This is a genomic window from Pseudoalteromonas sp. bablab_jr010 (assembly GCF_016464105.1).
GTDB lineage: Bacteria > Pseudomonadota > Gammaproteobacteria > Enterobacterales > Alteromonadaceae > Pseudoalteromonas > Pseudoalteromonas simplex.
Genome location: NZ_JACDWV010000078.1, coordinates 51,928 through 72,247 on the forward strand (window position 1 = coordinate 51,928; position 20,320 = coordinate 72,247).

General features: G+C 41.9%; 16 protein-coding genes. 8 read left to right on the top strand and 8 right to left on the bottom strand.

Features of this window, described 5'->3' with window-relative positions:
• Positions 1-207: 207 nt before the first annotated feature.
• Together JIG37_RS07035 and JIG37_RS07040 are read right to left on the bottom strand one after the other, a co-directional pair.
• A complete protein-coding gene (locus JIG37_RS07035) occupies positions 208-663 on the bottom strand; it encodes a hypothetical protein (protein WP_199529050.1) in 456 nt (151 codons plus the stop codon).
• A gap of 115 nt (positions 664-778) precedes the next feature.
• Positions 779-3,232 (bottom strand): prolyl oligopeptidase family serine peptidase, encoded by a 2,454-nt coding sequence (locus JIG37_RS07040; RefSeq protein WP_199529051.1) that lies wholly within the window; start codon positions 3,230-3,232, stop codon positions 779-781.
• Positions 3,233-3,394: 162 nt separating this feature from the next.
• On the opposite strand from JIG37_RS07040, the gene JIG37_RS07045 reads away from it, so the two are divergent.
• The 4 genes from JIG37_RS07045 to JIG37_RS07060 all read left to right on the top strand — a co-directional run bounded on the left by JIG37_RS07045 (position 3,395) and on the right by JIG37_RS07060 (position 9,362).
• Complete coding sequence (locus tag JIG37_RS07045; protein WP_199529052.1) at positions 3,395-4,402, top strand: LacI family DNA-binding transcriptional regulator; 1,008 nt, start codon at positions 3,395-3,397, stop codon at positions 4,400-4,402.
• Entirely contained in the window at positions 4,399-5,619 is a 1,221-nt protein-coding gene (locus JIG37_RS07050; protein WP_194441308.1) for a glycosyltransferase, read from the top strand. Before JIG37_RS07045 ends, JIG37_RS07050 begins: the two co-directional genes overlap by 4 nt.
• A 149-nt stretch (positions 5,620-5,768) precedes the next feature.
• Positions 5,769-6,995, top strand: a complete 1,227-nt coding sequence (locus JIG37_RS07055) for a threonine/serine exporter family protein (RefSeq protein WP_082389304.1) — start codon at positions 5,769-5,771, stop codon at positions 6,993-6,995.
• Positions 6,996-7,121: 126 nt separating this feature from the next.
• A complete protein-coding gene (locus tag JIG37_RS07060; RefSeq protein WP_199529071.1) occupies positions 7,122-9,362 on the top strand; it encodes a cytochrome c3 family protein in 2,241 nt (746 codons plus the stop codon).
• Between the two features lie 40 nt (positions 9,363-9,402).
• Here the strand turns inward: JIG37_RS07060 and JIG37_RS07065 are convergent, their stop codons facing one another.
• Positions 9,403-10,899 (bottom strand): arylsulfatase, encoded by a 1,497-nt coding sequence (locus JIG37_RS07065; protein WP_054553996.1) that lies wholly within the window; start codon positions 10,897-10,899, stop codon positions 9,403-9,405.
• 335 nt (positions 10,900-11,234) lie between these two features.
• On the opposite strand from JIG37_RS07065, the gene JIG37_RS07070 reads away from it, so the two are divergent.
• From JIG37_RS07070 to JIG37_RS07080, 3 genes are all read left to right on the top strand, one after another.
• Positions 11,235-12,026, top strand: a complete 792-nt coding sequence (locus JIG37_RS07070) for a hypothetical protein (protein WP_199529053.1) — start codon at positions 11,235-11,237, stop codon at positions 12,024-12,026.
• A gap of 42 nt (positions 12,027-12,068) precedes the next feature.
• The gene (locus tag JIG37_RS07075; RefSeq protein WP_348535074.1) at positions 12,069-13,238 is read left to right on the top strand and encodes a BamA/TamA family outer membrane protein; all 1,170 of its coding nucleotides are present in this window, start codon (positions 12,069-12,071) and stop codon (positions 13,236-13,238) included.
• 110 nt (positions 13,239-13,348) lie between these two features.
• Positions 13,349-13,810 carry a hypothetical protein gene (locus JIG37_RS07080; protein WP_138599385.1) on the top strand — a complete coding sequence of 154 codons (462 nt, stop codon included), beginning with the start codon at positions 13,349-13,351 and terminating at the stop codon, positions 13,808-13,810.
• 8 nt (positions 13,811-13,818) lie between these two features.
• Here JIG37_RS07080 and map read toward each other — a convergent pair whose 3' ends face one another.
• The 4 genes from map to JIG37_RS07100 form a co-directional block, all read right to left on the bottom strand.
• Positions 13,819-14,601: a type I methionyl aminopeptidase gene (gene map / locus JIG37_RS07085; protein WP_199529054.1), complete on the bottom strand. Its 783-nt coding sequence runs from the start codon at positions 14,599-14,601 to the stop codon at positions 13,819-13,821.
• Positions 14,594-14,800, bottom strand: coding sequence for a ParD-like family protein (locus tag JIG37_RS07090; protein ID WP_119853080.1), 207 nt, complete (start codon positions 14,798-14,800; stop codon positions 14,594-14,596). The genes map and JIG37_RS07090 overlap by 8 nt, the downstream gene beginning before the upstream one ends.
• A gap of 72 nt (positions 14,801-14,872) precedes the next feature.
• Positions 14,873-16,357, bottom strand: a complete 1,485-nt coding sequence (locus tag JIG37_RS07095; RefSeq protein ID WP_199529055.1) for a S41 family peptidase — start codon at positions 16,355-16,357, stop codon at positions 14,873-14,875.
• A gap of 655 nt (positions 16,358-17,012) precedes the next feature.
• The gene (locus JIG37_RS07100; protein WP_054554003.1) at positions 17,013-18,533 is read right to left on the bottom strand and encodes an aldehyde dehydrogenase family protein; all 1,521 of its coding nucleotides are present in this window, start codon (positions 18,531-18,533) and stop codon (positions 17,013-17,015) included.
• A 177-nt stretch (positions 18,534-18,710) separates the two neighbouring features.
• Here JIG37_RS07100 and JIG37_RS07105 point away from each other — a divergent pair, with 177 nt between their 5' ends.
• Positions 18,711-19,619 carry an AraC family transcriptional regulator gene (locus JIG37_RS07105; RefSeq protein WP_199529056.1) on the top strand — a complete coding sequence of 303 codons (909 nt, stop codon included), beginning with the start codon at positions 18,711-18,713 and terminating at the stop codon, positions 19,617-19,619.
• Here the strand turns inward: JIG37_RS07105 and JIG37_RS07110 are convergent.
• On the bottom strand, positions 19,609-20,280 hold the full coding sequence (locus tag JIG37_RS07110) for a YoaK family protein (RefSeq protein WP_199529057.1): 672 nt from the start codon (positions 20,278-20,280) through the stop codon (positions 19,609-19,611). The two genes, JIG37_RS07105 and JIG37_RS07110, sit on opposite strands and share 11 nt — an antisense overlap.
• Positions 20,281-20,320: the final 40 nt, after the last annotated feature.

Here is a 20,320-nt window from a genome sequence, read left to right on the forward strand (position 1 = left end):
TGACTAAAATAGCATTCAAAGCAGAAACCAAGCACTTAGGACCTTCCCTTAAGCTATTGCCTGCTAAACTTTTAGAGCTGATAGTAACTTCTCAGCTTCATCAGATAGCTTAACGCGTTCATCCATTTTTGAAACATGCTTTAAGCGCGTGTAGATTTCAATATAACGTGTTCTTGCTTTTACAAAAGCCTCTGAATGATAGCAGCTTTAAATCCACTCCAGCTCTTGCTCTGATATGCTTTCGAGAACTCTGTGTGGTACTTCCTCACAATACTCTAACAGTGAGAAGTTTGTTAGATGGCGCATATCAATAGGTTCTACTTTTTCATCAAGTAGCCATGGCAATAAATATACATTCGAAAACATAGTTTCAGCTAGTTCGTAAGACGCCTTATTAATATCACCAATACGAAACGTTAGTATCGAACGACACAACATTTGCACTGGCTCACCCATATCATCAGGAAAGTGTGAATCATGCCACTGTATATGTTGCTCAGCTTTTTTCATATCATTGAGTACGAGCAACAAAGGAAATATTAAATATCGCTTACCATAACCATCTGAGATACAGCCATAATCTCTAATCTCTCGGTTAAAAGCAGATTTATAGCTAGATATCTTTGCTCGAATTTTCTTGTCGGTATCTGGAATTATAAACATGAACAACATTTCCTCTTATTTGCTAACCGCTTATCTACGAATAAGAATATGCAAGTAGGCAATACAAAAATCCCCGCTTAATGGGCGGGGATTCCTAACATGACCATTTAACAAATTACTGAGTGACACCGTCAGCGGCAACTGGCTCTGCGGGTTTTTCGTCACTTAATAAATATTTTTCTAACCACTGCTCTTGCTCCCAAAGTACATGCAGCAAGCTCTTACGAGCACGATAGCCATGCGCCTCAAAAGGTAACATCACTAATCGGGCTTCTTTACCTAGGCCTTTTAATGCAGCGTACATACGCTCACTTTGCATTGGGAAAGTACCCGAATTAGGATCTTCTTGACCATGGATCATCAGCATAGGCTCATTGATTTTCTCAGCGTGGAAAAACGGTGACATAGCCGCGTACACATCTTGCGCTTGCCAAAAATCACGCTCTTCACCTTGGAAACCAAATGGCGTTAGGGTGCGGTTGTAAGCACCACTGCGAGCAATACCGGTTTTAAATAAGTCGCTGTGTGCTAATAAATTCGCCACCATAAAGGCACCATAAGAGTGACCAGCAATGGCAATTTTGTTTTTATCTGCCACCCCTTTTTCAACAAGTACATCTACCGCAGCCTTAGCACTTGCTACCAGCTGCTTACGGAATAAGTCGTTTGGCTCTTTACCGTCAACACCCACAATTGGCATTTTCGGGTCGTCAAATACGGCAATACCTTTTGCAAGATAAGGCATTGGCCCCCAATAACCGATATAAGTGAACTCATAAGGCGACTCGCGCATTTGTGACGCAACGGCTTTATCTTTATATTCAAGCGGATAAGCCCACATTAGAACTGGTAACGGGCCTTGAGTTGAATCATAACCAGGCGGTAAATAAAGCGTACCACTAAGCTCAACGCCATCATCACGCTGGTATCGAATTAGCTCTTTAGTCACCCCTTTAAATTCTGGGTAAGGGTGCTCAAAAGTCGTAAGTTGAGTCAGGGTTTTATCGTCTAGGTCGCGAATAAAAAAGTTAGGTTGCTCAGTTTTAGATTCGCGAATCGTAATTAAACGCTCGCCTTCATCATCAAGCATTGCACGCACACGCTCATAGTATGGTGCTTCTGATTGCCAAACACGTGTTGTGGTATTAGTTTTTACATCATAACGATCTAAAAACGGAATATTGCCCTTTTCAGATGCACCGTTACCGCGTAAGAAAAGATAACGCCCTCCAACGACTTTTAATACGTCAGCACCTAAATCATTCTTTTCATAAATTGGGTAACCTGGGTTTTTGTAGGCATCGTTATAGCTGCGCTCAGAAAAAAGCACGCGGTTTTTATCTGCATTACGCGGTTGAATAACAAATGTGCGAACTTGTCGGTCGCTAAAGCGCCATTCAGATAACAGAGCAACATTACCGTTGCCCCAAGTTATTGAATCAAAACGGCGTTCAACTTTCGCAAATAACTTCGCATCACGTTTAAAAGGTGCTCTTAGGCTATAAAGGTGATCGTGATAAGGCACGTCGGTTTTCATATCACCGCCGTCTTGTGCTTCTGCCCAAATTACTTCAGCGCCTTGATCTGCTCGCCATTGAAATTCGCGGCGACCAGTACGCACACTGTCATAACCTTGTGGAATGTTATCTGCTAAAGGCTGCTTCGCAAGCTCTGCTAACGTATAGCCACGCATGCCCCAAATTTGCCAAGTCGCAGCAAATCGGCTGTAAGGTACTTGATACGAAAAAGGCTCATCAATCATGCCAACCAAAATATTGGTTGAATCAGGCGAGACCGAAAACGATTTAATTAAGCCCGGTTGACCAATCGGTTGGCCTTGACCACTGAGCGGAATATAAGTCAGCTGGCTTTGGGCAAAGAACTTAAATTGTGCTTCATCGTATGGGCTAGTTAGCAGGTTTTGATAAGTACGCGCAGGCGCTTTTTCACCACTACTTTGCTGAATAACAGGCACAACCTGCGAGCTGTCATTGCTGATACGTGCTTTACCAATATTGACCGCTGCATTTGCGACAATAGCGCTGCTATCTGGCAACCACGTATAAGGCGTGCGCGTTAGCACAGAATTAAGAGGCGTATCACTTAACTGGCGGGCTTGCTTAGTACTTACATTATAGACCCATAGGTTAGCACTCGATGCTTGCTCAACTACAAATGCCAAATATTGACTGTCGCTTGACCAACTTGGTGAGCGTAAAATTCCATTTGGCAAACCAGATACAACAATTTCAGAGCCTGTTTCAACATGCTTAAGCACTAAAGATGTAAATTTATTACGCACTCGTGAGCGCGAAAAATTAGCAGGATTAAGCTTAATACCCGCAAGTTTCAACTCTTCTTTGGCTAAGTCTTGTAAGGTATCGATGCGTTTTCTATCAAATAACGCCAGCCACTGGCCATCATTCGATAAATAACTACTCGGTGCAAGCTTAGCGTCAACCACAGCAGCCAGTGCCGGCGATGGAGTTTGATAACCTTGATTAGCAAAACTGGGTGTGCAAACAGCTGCGCCAATGACTAGCGCAAAAAGCAGTTTAAATGCTTTCATGTTCGTTCCTTTTTCGTTTTTATTTTCGATTCTGTAAACAAGTAGAACATGTTTGCAGCATTTCATAAAGAGTTTCGACCCTTTTGGCAGCCAATCAGTGACTTAAACAGCTAAATTACGCTAAAATAAGAGCACTCTATTCGCCACTTTTTGCTAATAAAAATGAAAAAATCGACAGGCAAAGTCACAATTTGGGATGTAGCTGAACAAGCACAGGTTTCAAAATCAACGGTGTCTTTGGTCCTTACCAACAGTGATAAGGTCAGTAAAAAAAGTAAAGAAAAAGTACTGGCTGCCATTGATAAGCTTGGCTATGTGTATAACCGCGATGCTGCAGCACTACGCAGCAAGCGATCAAACCTAGTCGCGTTGGTTATAAATGACTTAACCAACCCGTATTCAGCTCAGCTTGCTGTTGGTCTCGAAAAACACATCTTTAAGCTTGGCATGCTGCCAATGCTGGTGAATATTGCAGAGTGTGTCGAAAGGCAAACTCAAGTGGTGAAAACCCTAAAAGAATACAACGTATCGGCGTTTATTATGTGTCCAGCACCGGGGACAGAGCAGCAGTGGCAAGATGATTTAATAAATAGTGGTTTTCCGGTTATTAATATCATGCGTGAAATTCCGTTTTCAGCTGCGCCGTGTATTTTGCCTGATAACAAAAAAGGCACACATATTTCGACTAGCCATATTTTATCGCAAGGCATAGAAGAAGTTGCATTTTTAGGCGGCACGGCAGAAATATCTGACTACCATGAACGTTTAAGTGGTTTTTTAGCTGCGCTTGAGCAATTTAATATCACTGACGAAAAACCCGTTATTCAAGCGCCGACAAACCGCCAAGGTGGCCGAGAAGCCTTTAATACCCTTATAAAACAAGCACCAAATACCAAAGCCATTGTCTGTTTTAATGATGTGATTGCTTACGGCGCGATTGAAGCTATGCGCCAACACGGCCTTGAGCCGGGTAAAGACATTAAAGTTATTGGCTTTGATGACCTAGAAGATTCACGCTTAATGTTGCCTTCTCTTTCAACCATCGCCATTAATGCCGATGAAATCGGTAAACGCACCTGTCAGGTGTTAAAAGAACTATTAGATAAATCAACGCCACCCGTTCGCACCTTGGTGGATGTTAACTTAAAAATACGAGATTCAAGTCAATGAAAAAAGTGTTAGTGATCGGCTATGTATGGCCTGAGCCTAATTCGTCGGCAGCCGGCACCCACATGATGTCACTCTTGCGCGCCTTTCGTGCAGAAAACTGGCAAGTTGAATTTGCAAGCCCAGCGCAAAAAACCGAACACATGGTGGATCTCAGCGAAGATGGCATTACCACACAGGTCATTGCATTAAACTGCTCAAGCTTTGATGAGTACGTGCAAGCGTATAACCCTGATATTGTGATGTTTGATCGCTTTATGATGGAAGAACAGTTCGGTTGGCGAGTCGATAAATACTGCCCTAACGCACTTAAAATTCTTGATACCGAAGATTTACAGTGCCTAAGAAATGCCCGTCACGAAGCTCATAAAGCAGGCCGAGCATTCAGCCATAGTGATTTACACAGCGATATTGCAAAGCGAGAAATCGCGGCAATTTTACGCTCAGACATCAGCTTAATTATCTCGCATTACGAGATGCAGCTACTCAATGACGTTTTCAAAGTTGATAGCGCCCTACTTCACCATTTACCATTTTTGGTTGATTTACAGCATATTCCTACCAGCACCAAAGCATTTGCTGAGCGTAAGCACTTTATGACCATTGGTAATTTTCGTCATGCGCCAAACTGGGATGCAGTGTTGTACTTGCAACAGATTTGGCCGCTGATCCGCAAACAATTACCCGATGCTGAACTCCATATTTATGGCTCTTACCCACCGCCTAAGGCGACAGCGCTTAACAATCCAAAAACCGGCTTCTTAATCAAAGGCTGGGCAGATGATGCTTATCAAGTTATGGAAGATGCCCGAGTATGTTTATCGCCACTGCGTTTTGGGGCGGGTATTAAGGGTAAGTTACTCGAAGCGATGATCATGCAAACGCCGAGCGTAACAACCCCTATTGGTAGTGAAGGCATGCATCAAGATGAGCCTTGGTCAGGCGCAATCTGTGAAGATGCAAAGCAATTTGCAGGTGCTGCAGTAGCACTTTATCAAGATGAAGCGTTATTTACTCAGGCACAGCAAAATGGCCAGCAGTTATTGCAAAAATATTATGATAAATCAAAACTTCAGTCGCAGTTAATCGCTAAAATCACCACCATTAGTGAGTCATTAGCGCAGCATAGACAGCAAAATTTTACCGGCCAAATGCTTAAACATCACACCATGCGTTCGACCCAATACATGGCGCAGTGGATTGAAGCAAAAAATAAGTAATTTTGCCGTAAATAACACTAGACATAGCGGCTTTTGTCGCTAAAATCGCGCTGGTCAATTTAAGCGATATAGTCTAGCTATTAGACTATATCTTATTGAATTTTGGTCTATCCTTAACTGAACAATTTAACCTTTGGTTCAAAACGCCTTTGAAAACCGCAACGTTTACTGAAAAACGAAAATTTATCGTGAAGCTTGGCAAAATGCTTCATAAATACGGTACACCTGCATACCGACTAGAAGCGCACTTAATGGAAGTTGCGACTTACCTCGGTTTAAAATCATCTTTTGTTATGTCGCCAACATCCGTGACTTTTGTGATCTGGACAGATGGTCATGAAGAAGAGTATACCCATGTGGCGCGTGTTGATCCGGGCGATCATGACTTAGGCTCGCTGGCAGATACCGATGACTTAGTAAACAAAATGCTTAATGGCGAGCTGACGCTACAAGAAGTCGATAAACAGCTCGATATTATTTACACCATGCCAAACCCATATAATAAATTTATGACTGGCGTTGCATTTGCGACCTCAGGTGGGGCATTTGCCATGTTGATGGGAACTAGCTGGAATGATGTATTTTGGTCAGCACTGATCACCTTAGTGGTGTATTTATTTGTACTTTGGTCAACACGCTCTAAGCGTGTTGCGCATATGCTTGAACCATTAGTTGCCATTGTTTCTGCGATGATTGCCTGCGCTGTAAGCGTATACCTTGATGCCCAAATAAACATACGACTGGTGGTACTTTCAGCCATCATTGTATTTATACCCGGCTTAGCATTAGCCCTCGGTTTAGCAGAGTTAGCGGCAAGGCATTTAGTATCTGGTACAGCTCGGGTGATGGACTCATTCATGCTGCTGTTTAAACTGTATTTTGGTGCTTTTATTGGTATCGGTATTGGTTTTGCTATTTTTGGACAAAGTGATTTTGTGCAACCGGAACCATTACCAAAGTGGACAGCCTGGCTTGCTATCTTCATGTTATGTAGCAGCCTAATCGTTATTTTTAGAACAAAATTAAAGCATGCAGTTTGGTCAATCGCTTCTGGCTTTATCGCGTATGGCACAAGTATTGGTTCAGCCATGTATCTAGACTACACATTAGGTACATTTGTTGGTGCTTTATCTGTCGGGGTATTCAGTAACTTGTTTAACCGTGTTGCAAATGCACCCGCCTCTATTGTAGCCATGCAAGGTTTAATTGTTTTAGTACCTGGAAGTAAAACCTATATCGGTTTGAATTCATTAATTGAAGGTCAAGATTTCGTTTATGCGGAGCATATAGGCCAACAAACCTTCTTGATATTTATGTCATTAGTGGCGGGGCTTATCTTCGCTAACGTTGCGCTGCCACCGAAGAAAAGTCTATAACTTACTAAGCCCGAGCTTCTCGGGCTTTTTTATATCCCCGTTTTAACAAGCCGACTTTGCTTATCTGTAACAAACTGATATAACTCATAAGTGCATGTGGTAAAAATAAAAAGGATTTATTCTGTGATGAGATTGGCTTGGCTGTTATGTAGCTTTTTCGCATTTAGTGTGTTTGCAGAGTCCCAGTGTGTTAACTGTCATCAAAGCCAAGTTGCAGACTGGCAAACCTCCCATCATTTTCATGCTATGGAAAAAGCCACTCCCGCTTCAGTGCTTGGCAATTTCAACGAACAAACCCTCGACTATCAAGGCCAGCAAGCGCGCTTTTTTCAAAAAGACCAACAACTTTTTATAAGCATGCCAAACCTTGATGGCAAGTTGACTGACTACCCTGTTTTATACACATTTGGCTATGAGCCATTGCAGCAATACATGTTTGAAATGGGCAAAGGCCACATACAACTGTTTCCATTTGCGTGGGACTCACGCAGTAAAACAGAAGGCGGTCAGCGCTGGTTTGTACTGCATCCTGAGCAGAAACAACACGACCTTTTTCATTGGTCGCAAAAAGGCCAAAACTGGAATCATATGTGTGCCGATTGCCACTCAACTGATTTCAAAAAGCAATTTGACCTTAAAACGAATAGCTTTGATTCAACTTATTCAAGCATTAACGTGAGCTGTAAAGCGTGTCATGGCGACACACAAGCGCATTTAAAATGGGCTGATGGCGATAGTAGTATTGCTGATAAGGGCTTTACGCATAATATTAAAAAGCAAACCCCGCTGTTTACCCAAGAAATCGATGGCAGTATGCAAAGCGTGCAGCCTCTGGTAAAAAGCGAGCAAGTGCAAGTGTGTGCAACATGCCATGCTCGCCGCTCACAGCTTGATGACCGCAAAGACCCACATAGCTTTTTACAACACTTTCAAGGCTCATTACTCACTCCAGAGCTTTATCACGTTGATGGTCAAGTGTGGGACGAAGACTATGTTTGGGGTTCATTTTTACAAAGTAAAATGTTCAATGCCGGGGTAACATGTAGTAACTGCCATAACCCTCATTCGGGTAAATTAAAGCTACCGGGTAATCAAACCTGTACGCAATGTCATAGCCAAGAGGTGTTCGACACGCCAAAACATCACGGTCATAAAGTGGCAAGTACTGGTAGCCAATGTGTTGATTGTCATATGCCTGCCACCACCTATATGCAAGTGGATGCAAGGCGCGACCACAGCTTTCGGGTACCTCGTCCAGACTTAACATTAAAAACCAATGCCCCAAATGCCTGTAATAGCTGCCATGAAGACAAGACGCCACAATGGGCGGTTGCTAAAATAAAAGGCTGGCATCCACATTCAAAGCACCTTGGCACTGCGCATTTTTCTGAGGCGTTTTATGCCGCGGATAACCGTTTGCCTAATGCATCAACCATGCTGACCAAAATCGTGCAAGATAAAGGCTTTCCTGAGATCATCCGTGCATCAGCATTAAGCCGCTTAGCCGCAAGCCCAGATAACAATGCTGTCGTCGCGATTGCTCGTTCAGTAAAAGACAGCGAACCATTAAAACGCCAAGCAGCCATTGAGGCGGCGATGCCGTTTGATATCAACCAGCGCTGGCGCCTGTTGAACCCGCTTTTAGATGATGAAAATTTGCCTATCAGAGCCGAAGCTGCACGAGCACTGGCGGCCATGTTAATTCAACCCTTCCCTACGGGGCTCAATGAGCAAGACAGCAAACGTTTAAATGCAGCCCTTGATGAATACAAAGGCATTCAAGAGTACCAAGCAGAGCGTGGCTATTCACACACCAATTTAGGCAATTTGGCGCTCACATTACAAAAGCCTGAGCAAGCCAAAGCACATTACCTGCAAGCAATCAGTGTTGAGCCTATTTTTGCTCCCGCTTATGTCAATTTAGCAGATTTATACCGTAATCAAGGCGATGAAAAAGCAGCGCAAGCCATCTTAAAACAAGGCTTAGACGTTAACCTAGAAAGCGCCGACATACATTATGCCCTGGCAATGAGCCTTATTCGCGCAAAACAAAAAAACACCGCTCTTAACCATTTACAAAAAGCAGCGCAGTTTGCACAAGAAAATGCAAACTATCAGTTTACCTACGCCCTGCTATTACAAGATTTAGGCAACATGCCAGCGGCCATCTCAGCCCTTGAGCGCGCATTTAATTTAACACCGAATAACCCAGATATCAGCTACAGTTTGGCACAGTGGTATGTGGCAGAAGAGAACTACAGCCAAGCGCTGTTTTATGCCAGAAACCTAGCCCGCTTGGTACCGGGTAACCAGCAAGTTGAGCAGTTTGTGAAACAGCTCGAAATGATGAATAGCATTAATCATTAAAAAAGGGCCTAATCGGCCCTTTTCAACTTATGGTTAATAATTAATGCCCATAGTTTAGTGATTTTGCTTTTTCGATTGCTTCATTCACGTTAAGTGACGCCGCTTCTTGACGTGGAGGGAATTCAACAAAGGTTTGAACATGTTCATTTAACTTAGCAATAATCGGCTGCATCAACCAACTCTTACGCATGATTTGATGAAAACCAGTTACCCCATCATAGTGTTCTAATGGATCTTTACGTAAATTAAATAATTTAGGCATACTGTGAGTTACCATATCTTCGTAATATAAGCCATTTGGTTTGGTCGCGAAGTGCATTTTCCATGGACCAAAACGTACCGCCGTAAGTTGTGACTCATAGTAATAAAAGAAATAGTTACGTGCAGATTTATCAGCTTTACCAGTCCAATAAGCTAGGTTGTTTTCACCATCAATATACACTTTGTCTGACTTTTTAAGCTTTTCACGTAAGTTCTTTTCACCTAATGCAGCAGCAACTGTAGGGAAAACATCTTCATGTGATGAAATGCCATTGAGCTTTAAGCCTTTTGGTATTTCATCAGGCCAGCGTACCAAGAAAGGCACGCGCACGCCCCCTTCCCAGGTTGTCATTTTTTCACCACGGAACTCAGTGGTTCCTGCATCAGGCCAGCTTGATTGCTCAGGACCATTATCGCTGGTGTAAATAACAATGGTGTTATCGGCAATTTTTAGCTCATCAAGTTTATCTAGTAGCTTGCCAACATGACCATCATGCTCCATCAAGCCACTACCAAAAATATCTTCTTCAGAACTAATGCCTGTCGCTAAATTTCGGCTTTCAGGTTTTAGGTGTGTGTAAACATGCATACGACTTGTGGCATGCCAAATAAAGAATGGTTTTTTCGCTTTTACTGCGCGTTCCATAAAGTTTAGTGAGCGCTCTAACACTTCTTCATCAAACGTTTCCATTCGTTTGCGAGTAAGTGGGCCAGTATCAGTGATTTTGCCATTGGCGTAAGATTCAATCACACCACGCGGGCCAAACTTTTTAACAAACTTAGGATCTTTAGGGTAATCAGCCTGCTCTGGTTCTTCAGACACATTTAAGTGGTACAAATTTCCGTAAAATTCATCAAAGCCATGCTTTGTTGGTAAGTGCTCATCTAAATCACCTAAGTGATTTTTACCATATTGAGCCGTCATATAACCGCGAGCTTTTAAAAATTCGGCTAAGGTAGGATCGGCTTCTTTTATACCAAGAGGATTACCAGGTTGACCTACCGTGGTTAAGCCTGTCCGCACAGGCAACTGCCCCATTAAAAATGCAGCACGACCCGCTGTACAACTAGGCTGTGCATAATGATCAGTAAACAATGCACCTTCGTTAGCAATGCGATCAATATTAGGGGTTGGGTAGGTCATACCGTGTGAGTATGCACTGAGTGAGATTGGCGCAACGTCATCAACCATTATGGCCAATACGTTTGGCTTATCAGCTGCAAGGCTTACCGTTGAAACCAAACCGCAAATAGCTGCCGCTATTAGTTTTTTCATAAATCATCCTTTATTAGTTAAAGCAATACCTTTCACTCACAATGAGCTTTCATCAGTATAGATGAAAAAACGGTCGATTCTAGCACTTACCTTTATATACATTGGCCTCTATCAATAAAACCACCTATTTTCTATAAACCGCTTTTGAAATTAATAATTAATACCTAACAACAAATACTTAGTGAACTTTTTAGCTATACTAAAAAACTAATACCCCATAAATTTTAACTACTGGATCCCCATATTTTCGCCCTCAATTAGGATTGAACAAGAACAAAAAATAGACTATAACTAACTAATGAAACAGCCTTTTTATCTCTGTGTAAGGACAACACATGACTTCATATCACCTCATCACACTAATTAGTATTGGGGTTTCATTTTCCAGTTATGCGGATAATCAAAAAGAAGTACAAGACATGTCAGATCCTCTGGCTGTTTATACTCAAATAGGCTTTGGTACCACTAACAAAGGGCTAAACTTAAAAGTAGGCCAAGCATACGATACAGGTATCGCAACAACTGCCGGAATGAATGTTATTGAAGTAAAAGGCATATATGGCGATGCACTAGGCTGGGAAAGCGACAGCAAAACAACAGATTCTATCGACTCGTTTCGCTTTCGAAACTTCTCTGTTGATTTGAGCTCTATGAGTGCAACGCAAATTGATGCTAACTATAACCTTAATGCCAATCTTGTTGCTGACGAAAGTATGGATGTTTCGTACAGCTTTATTAAAGCTTTAAAACCTATGGGACGTTTCACGTTCTATCCGTTAGCTGGTGTGGGTGCATCGCTTGGTGAAAATACCCTAGAAGATGACGGCAGTCGTGACAGTGGTTATTCCATTATGGGTGCTTATGGTTTAGTGGGTATGTACGCTAAAGTGACAATTAACGATAAAATATGGCTTAACTACAATCCATTTTGGCTAACCACTATCGGCGGTAGTGATAACTACAAAGACCATTACTATGGGTTAAACCAAAGCCATATTTTAACTCATGAATTCGCCGCAAGTTACCAAATAAACCCGCGAATGAATCTCCGCTATTTTGCAAATTGGAATGAAAACCTTGACTTTGTGGATGGCGACCACCGTCTCGAGTTTAATTATCAACTATAAATTAAGATTTGAAGAAAAATAAACTACAGGGTAAGGGATTAAGTGAAAAAAAAAGTACTAATAAATATGTTGGCGGTAAGTTTACTAAGCACTGAAAGCTTTGCATCAAGTTACGATGAATATGCAATAAAACCTGCCGAGCAACAATTAAGCAATCAACAGCAAAAAGTTGATGAACCTATTTCATTTTTGCCCATCCCGACGTTTATTACAGAACCAGCTGTAGGGCCTGGCCTTGGTGTTGTTGGCCTTTTTTTTCATGACAACGAGAAGAAGGCTAAAAAGAAGAAAAAAGAGGGCTCTACCCTGCCACAAAGTATCAGTTTAGTGGGCCTTATGGGCACTAAAAATGGCACCAAAGGCGGCGCTGTTGGTCACATTACGTTTTGGGATGAAGACCGTATTCGCTATCAAGGGATTGTTGGCTGGGCGAGTATCAATCTTGATTTTTATACCTTCGATGAAATAAAGCTTCTCACGCCATTATCGTTAAATATTGAAGGTCCTGCTGTGTTCCAAAATCTTAAGTTACGCTATGACGATAGTAACTTCTTTTACGGTTTTAAACAGATTTATCGCCAAGTTGATATTAGCTTAGCCGATAACCCTATCGAAGATTTTTTACTTGAAAACGACATTATCAAGGAGCACCTTTCACTTGATGTAAATACGTCAGGTATCGGTCCGCTACTGGAATACGATAGCCGAGATAACCCGCTTAACCCTGAACGTGGCTTTAATTACAAGGCCGAATATTTATATTTTGATGAGGCTATTGGCAGTAAGGTTGATTACACCAGTCTAAAGCTAACCGCCTTAAACTATTGGCGTTACACCGATAAGTTTAATTTTGCTTTACGCATGCAGTATGACTCGGTTAATAATCGAGGTGAGAAACGCTTACCGGTTTACATTCCGCCAAGTATTAGCTTGCGTGGGGTGTCAGCAACGCGTTATCAAGGCCTAGATGTATTTGTTACTGAAGCTGAAGCAAGCTATAAAGTCACACATAAAATAAAACTCAATGTGTTTACTGGTATGGGCTGGGCAGCCGATAGCTTTTCTGACTTATCAAAGGCTGAAACCATTGATACTGTGGGTGCAGGGTTTCGCTATTTGATTGATGAACATTACGGTATCAGCATTGGTTTAGATGTAGCCCATGGTCCTGAACAAAATGCTATATACATTCAAGCAGGTTCTACCTGGTAGCAAAACCAGTTCTTTTTCACTAGTTTTCAAGAAAATCCAAACCAAAAGATTGAATTCGTTGATTTCACTGCTATTATCAAAAGCTCAATAAACATTCAGGGATTGAACGGATGCATAAAAAAGTATCAACAAACCATTATCCATTCAAAAACTTTAAACCTCACGGCCTTGTTGAGTTTTATCAACGTGAAAATACACTTTTAACAACCGCAACAGGTCCTTTCAATGAAGAGATTATTGACGCGCACTCTTTTATGCAAAAGGATTACATCAATAAGCTCAACGCTGATTACGGCCAGTGGTTTGAATTAGTTGAATTTAAAAATTCGTGTATGGCAACCCCTGATGCACTTGAAAAGTTAATGGTGTATTTTGTTGAACTCAAGCGTAAGGGCATTGCACCAGCCAAAACAGCCTTAGTCATAAAAGATGGGCTTGAAGGCGGTAGCTTGCTGAGTGATACCTACTGCAATTTGTATAAACGAGCAGGCTTGATAATGAATGTATTTAAGTCAAAAACAGCGGCCCTTAACTGGTTAGCAGAAGAGCCCGTTGCTGAAATAGCCTGTTAACACACTATTTAATTTAAAAAGTGTTGCTCTTCTTCGCGTAAGGTCAACACTTCAACTCCCTCAGCCGTTACTGCTAAAGTGTGCTCCCATTGCGCAGAAAGCTTTTTATCTCTTGTAACCACAGTCCAGCCATCAGGCTTGGTTTTTACTTTAGCAGCCCCTTGATTGATCATTGGCTCAATTGTAAAGGTCATCCCCTCTTTTAATACCAACCCGGTATTTTTCTTGCCATAATGTAATACCTGTGGCTCTTCGTGCATTTGCTGGCCGATAACATGACCACAGTATTCTTTAACCACACTATAACCATGTTGATGAGCAAAGTTTGCAATCGCATTACCAATATCCCCCAGCCTCACGCCTGGTTTTACCATTTTAATCGCGTGCCACAGGGCTTGCTGGGTGCTATCTACCAAACGCTTTGCTAAAGGCGATACATCTCCAATTAAGTACATTTTGCTCGAGTCAGCTAAATAGCCATTTTTCTCAAGAGTGATATCAATATTCACAATATCGCCTGCTTTTAAAATACCCTTCTCGCTTGGAAAACCATGACATACCACCTCGTTCACAGAGGCATTTAGTACATAAGGGTAGCCGTACTGCCCTTTACTTGATGGCCTTGCTTGTAACTGCTCAACAATGTAGCGCTCAACGAGATCGTTTATTTCCATTGTCGTCACTCCCTCTGTTACAAAAGGGTCGAGATAAGCAAATACATCAGCAAGTAATCGACCAGACTCTCGCATCAAAGCAATTTCGTCTGCATTTTTAATTACAACTTTACTCATCACTCACATCCTTAGCCTTCACATCAGCTTGACGAAGTTGCTCTTTGATAATATCGCTGTAAGTCATGGTGGGGTTAAGCTCTGCAAGCATCCCTATTTTAATCCAATACTCAGATTGTGAGTTGATTGAGCGTACCATCGCTGTGCTTGCTTTACGGATTTCTTCGTGTAGCTCATCGCTTATTTTAACAATACCCATCATGCGACCTATATATGAAACGTATATAGATCGTATTCATATAATATAAAAAAGCAAGAAGAACTTGTTTAATTACAACTCAGCAATCATTTTAACAAGCGCTTGCGTTGTCCATTCAAGTTCATTGAATTGAATATCAGGTTGATAATAAAAGCCTTTTTCTCGGGGTCTGTTCACATAGACCTTTATCGGCAGAATGACTTTAGCAAAACCTGAAGGTAGGGTTTCGAGCCTCACTTCCATATAAGTAGAATCGGTACTACTTGGTGCGCCAACTAACTGTGTGTTTGCAAATAATTTAAAACTATCAAGTGCGTCTAAACAGGCGCTGGCACATTGCCCTGGCACAATCACATAAACCGGTGTAGTAAACTTGCTGGCGTTTTTTGGCAATGCTGGCTGCTCTGCTGCAGGTATCTCAACATAAAAATGTTCACCTTTTTCATAAGCCAACTGCATACTTTCGTGAGTCGTCTTTAACCATTGATACCACGGGCTAGCTTTATCATAGCTTGCGACTACATCGCCAAAATAGTCAGTATTGCCTTTAGAAGCACGCCACCACACTTGGGTATTTTTGTGTAACTCATAGCGGCCATATTTAAATTGTTCGCTACCCCAAAGTGCTGAGGCTATTTGCTCACTCCACATCGATGAGCCACCTTGATTATGGCGAAGATCAAGCACCACAGCTTTAGCTTGCATTAACTTATCATGTTGCTGTTCAATGGCGCTCAGCATTGTTTGGTAATCTGCTTGCTGCTGCTCATTGGGTGCATACGTTGGCATACTAATCCAAGCAATATCCTTTAAAGGCCAATTAAGCGCAATTGGTAACTTGTCGCCATTGTAAGCATTTTTAAGTTTACCACTGACATCATCAGGCCTAATACGCCAATTTAACTTTAAGCTGTAAACAGAGCCGTCGGCTTTTTCAAATGTGCAGCTTTCAAGTGGCGATAAAAACGGGTTTCCGTCATCAATAGTTAGTCGCCAGCCATGATTCCACCAACTACCAGGTTGCTCAACTTCGCCGTAATAGCGAAAAACACGTTCAACGAGCAAAGTATTAATTGCTGTATTATCACAGCTTACGAGCTTATCGCCCTTGGCAACTGTATCTAATTCGCTGTAATACACTTTTAACGCATCACCGCGCCATACAGTTGAAAAGCCCGGCCAACTTCTTTGTGGTTTTAATTCACTTGGTAAGGTATCAATCGCTCCCGCATGACCATCTTGTAGTGCAGTTCTAAAACGTGCAATAGCCGCAGAAAAACCTTGTGAACTATGCGCTTTTACAGCCAGCTTTAAGCCTTCTTGCTTTGCTTTTTCAAGCTGTTTAGCAAAGCCTGGATTTCGTACATCATACATCCCTGGGTGATTGATAACCGATAATTGGTAAGCCGCTTCTACATCTTTTATAGCAAGTTCAGACCAATTAATTTCAGAGTGAGTGACTGTACGCCCCTCATCGGCGCGACATAGATTAACACCAAAAGGGCTAAAGTTTAGAGCTGTAAAGATGAGTGATAAGTAAAGCGGCAAGCGTTTCATAAAAATCCATTTTAAATAATTATTATGTTTAAAAAGCACCCTATTTAATCACTAAGGCATTGTTGTGGCAATAAAAAGTACTTCACATGCTAATAGATTAAAAAAATTCATCTATCAGGTTTATTTTAATCGTTTGTCGAATTAGAAGGATTACTCTAAAGTTAACTCATCAGCGCTTTTAAGCTAAACAGCTTCACACCATTGAGCGTGTTTGCGCTAACCGAATTGTTGTCACAAAAAGTCTAGCTTGTGTGTTCTCTGGGCTTTTTTATATACCGAGTCACTGCATACGTGGTGACTCAACCAAATTGTTGTCAAAAGTTTAGTTTGTGTGTTCTCTAAGCTTTTTTATTCCGAGTCATTGCACACGCGGTGACTCAACCAAATTGTTGTCAAAAGCTTAGTTTGTGTGTTCTCTAAGCTTTTTTATTCCGAGTCACTGCACACGCGGTGACTCACCAAATTGTTGTCAAAAGCTTAGTTTGTGTGTTCTCTAAGCTTTTTTATTCCGAGTCATTGCACACGCGGTGACTCAACAAATTGTTGTCGAAAAGCCTGGCTTGTGTGTTCGCCGGGCTTTTTTATGCCCGTTAAAAAATAAAAACGCCACTAGATGTGGCGTTTGGGTAGTTTCGACAACAATAAGAAATTGCTTTTAAAAGAAACCCAGTGGATTCTCACTGTAACTGACTAATAGGTTTTTAGTTTGTTGGTAATGATCAAGGGCAAGTTTATGTGTTTCGCGGCCTATGCCTGACTTTTTATAACCACCAAACGCAGCGTGTGCTGGGTACATGTGATAGCAGTTGGTCCAAACACGGCCCGCTTCAATCTTACGACCAAAGTGATAAGCACGGTTCATGTTTCGACTCCATACACCAGCACCTAAGCCAAACTCAGAACTATTAGCAAGGGCTAACGCTTCGTCTTCATCTTTAAAAGTCGACATTGAAATAACCGGGCCAAAAATCTCTTCTTGGAACACGCGCATGTCGTTAGTGCCTTTTAATAGCGTTGGTTGAATGTAGTAACCGCCATTAAACTCATCAGACAGTTGTTCGACTTCGCCGCCCGCAAGCACTTCGGCCCCTTCTTGTTTACCAATTTCGATGTAGCTTAGGATCTTATCAAACTGAGCTTGTGATGCTTGAGCACCCACCATGGTTTCGGTATCAAGAGGATTACCCCGTTTAATTTGTAGAGTTCGGGCAAGAACACGCTCAATAAATTGCTCGTAAATATCTTCTTGAATAAATAAACGCGATGGGCACGTACACACTTCACCTTGGTTAAAGTACGCAAGTACAGCCCCTTCAATCGCTTTACTCAAAAACTCATCGTCTTTTTCCATGACATCGTTAAAGAAGATATTTGGTGATTTACCACCTAGCTCAACCGTCGAAGGAATAATATTATCAGCAGCACATTTTAAAATATGTGAACCCACTGGCGTTGAGCCTGTAAAGGCAATCTTCGCAATTCGAGTACTGGTTGCCAGCGCTTCGCCCGCTTCTTTACCATAGCCATTTACCACATTTAGAACACCTGCAGGCAACAAGTCACCAATCACTTCAAGCAGCACTAATATAGACGTAGGCGTTTGTTCAGCTGGTTTTAAAACAATACAGTTACCCGCAGCAAGGGCAGGTGCAAGCTTCCACGCAGCCATTAACAATGGAAAGTTCCAAGGAATAATTTGCCCGACTACACCCAGTGGCTCATGAAAATGATAGGCAACGGTGGTTTCGTCTATCTCACCGATTGAACCTTCTTGCGCACGCACACAACCTGCGAAATAGCGAAAGTGATCAGCCGCGAGTGGCACGTCTGCCGCAAGTGTTTCACGGATTGCTTTACCGTTATCCCAGGTTTCGGCCACTGCCAGCATTTCTAGGTTTTGTTCAATGCGATCAGCAATTTTTAATAAGATATTGCTACGCTCGGTAACCGACGTAGTTCCCCATGCCGCTTTTGCATCGTGGGCTTTATCAAGTGCCAGCTCGATATCTTCTTTTGATGAACGAGGTACTTTACAAAACACTTTGCCGTTTACTGGGCTGATGTTTTCGAAGTATTCCCCCTTTACAGGGGCAACCCATTGGCCACCAATATAATTCTCATACTGCGCTTTAAAGTTAACTTTTGCGCCTTCACTACCTGGATTTGCATAAATCATAATGTGTTCTCTCTTCAAATTGTTGTGTTTTATTTAGCATTGACTAAATTATGCGGTAGGTTATTGTTTAATGAACCGCTAGCAGTTGAAGTTAGCTCAGTTACTGAAAACACACTTGATTCCTAGTCCAGACTTTTTGACTATTTGTCCAGAATTTAGGGCGACAGCGAGGCAACTATGAACACATCAGTCAGCAATAGAAGTTTAGATAAAAAACGACAACGTATTGATGTGCTTATTGAAAATAAAGTCAGTTTTGCGGGTGAACATGCTGAATTAAGTATTTACGACACTTACTTAGATGCCCAAAAAGTGGCGTTACATTCCACTGAATTATTATTTTGTGGCATGATCAGCGGTAAAAAAATCATGCATGTTGCCGACAGTGATTATCATGAAGAGTTTTTACCAAACCAATCATTTGTACTTGCCCCAGAGCAAGGAGTGTTAATCGATTTTCCCAATGCGTCTCTTAATCAGCCAACAACCTGTTTAGCGATTGAAATCAGTACCGACAAAATAAGCCAAGTAGTTGATGCTCTTAATTTTAACCAGCAAATTACCCAGGATGACTTTTTCCAATATCAAGCCAAGTTAGTGCACGCCCAGCATAATCCGCAAACTCAACAACTGCTGGAGCGCATGATCACCCTGTTTAGTGAAAATGAACAACACCGCGATTACTTAATTGATTTATCACTTAATGAACTCATAACCCGCCTGTTACAGCAGCAAAGCCGAGATTTAATGATTGCAAGTTGTAAGCAAGGCAAGCTCGCAACTCCGTTAAGTCATGTAATTAGTTATATAGAACAGCACCTTGCTGAGAATATTGATATCGATGTGTTATGCAAGATAGCGTGTATGAGCCGCAGTAAATTTTATCAGCAATTTAAACTAGCCTTTGGTGTTACGCCCGCTCTTTGGCAACAACAATTACGCTTACAAAAAGCGTATAAATTGCTCGAGAAAGGCGAGGCGATTAGCCAAGTTTGTTACCAATTAGGCTTTAATAACCCAAGCCATTTTAGCCGTGTATTTAAACAGGCCTTTGGCGCAACCCCAAAAAGTATCGCTAAACATTAAGTTCTGGATTGCGATGAGAATAAACGCGATAGGTTAAGGCGAGTAAAATACAAATGGCACTTGGTACATAAAGCGCCGCAAAGGTCATTTTTGCAAATAACCACGCCCCTGCTAAGCCACCAAATATAAAGCCAATAATGATTAGGCCGAACAGTTTAGCCTTACGTTTATCAAGCGCCTCGCCACGTAAAACCCGACCAAACATAATACCTAAATCAGTAAAAATACCCGTTACATGGGTTGTACGCACAATTGCACCACTGTAAGTTGTTGCCAAGGCGTTTTGTAAGCCACATGCCGCAGACGCTAAAAAGTGCCCGTAGCCCGAGCCATTAAATAATAACCAAAGTGCGCCCAGTAAAAGCCCTGCTTCGATCAGCAATGCCGTGTCGTAATGACGACCTAGTTTAAGTGCTGAACTATGCAGCAAGAACCCAGCAATACCAGACCCAACTAAAAATGACAGTAATACACCTAATAAATGTAAAGCATCAAGGCTATTGCCATGCATGAGTTCTGTGCTAAGCAAGGTGGCAGTTCCCGATAAATGCGATACCGCTTGATGCTCAAAGCTAAGTAAACCAACTGCATTCACACACCCAGCCACCAGCGCCAAAATAAATGCGCCAATCTCAACCCATTTTGGTAACTTAGAAATCACTCGCTCTTCGCCTTTTTCTCACCCTCGTACTCATTCTTTT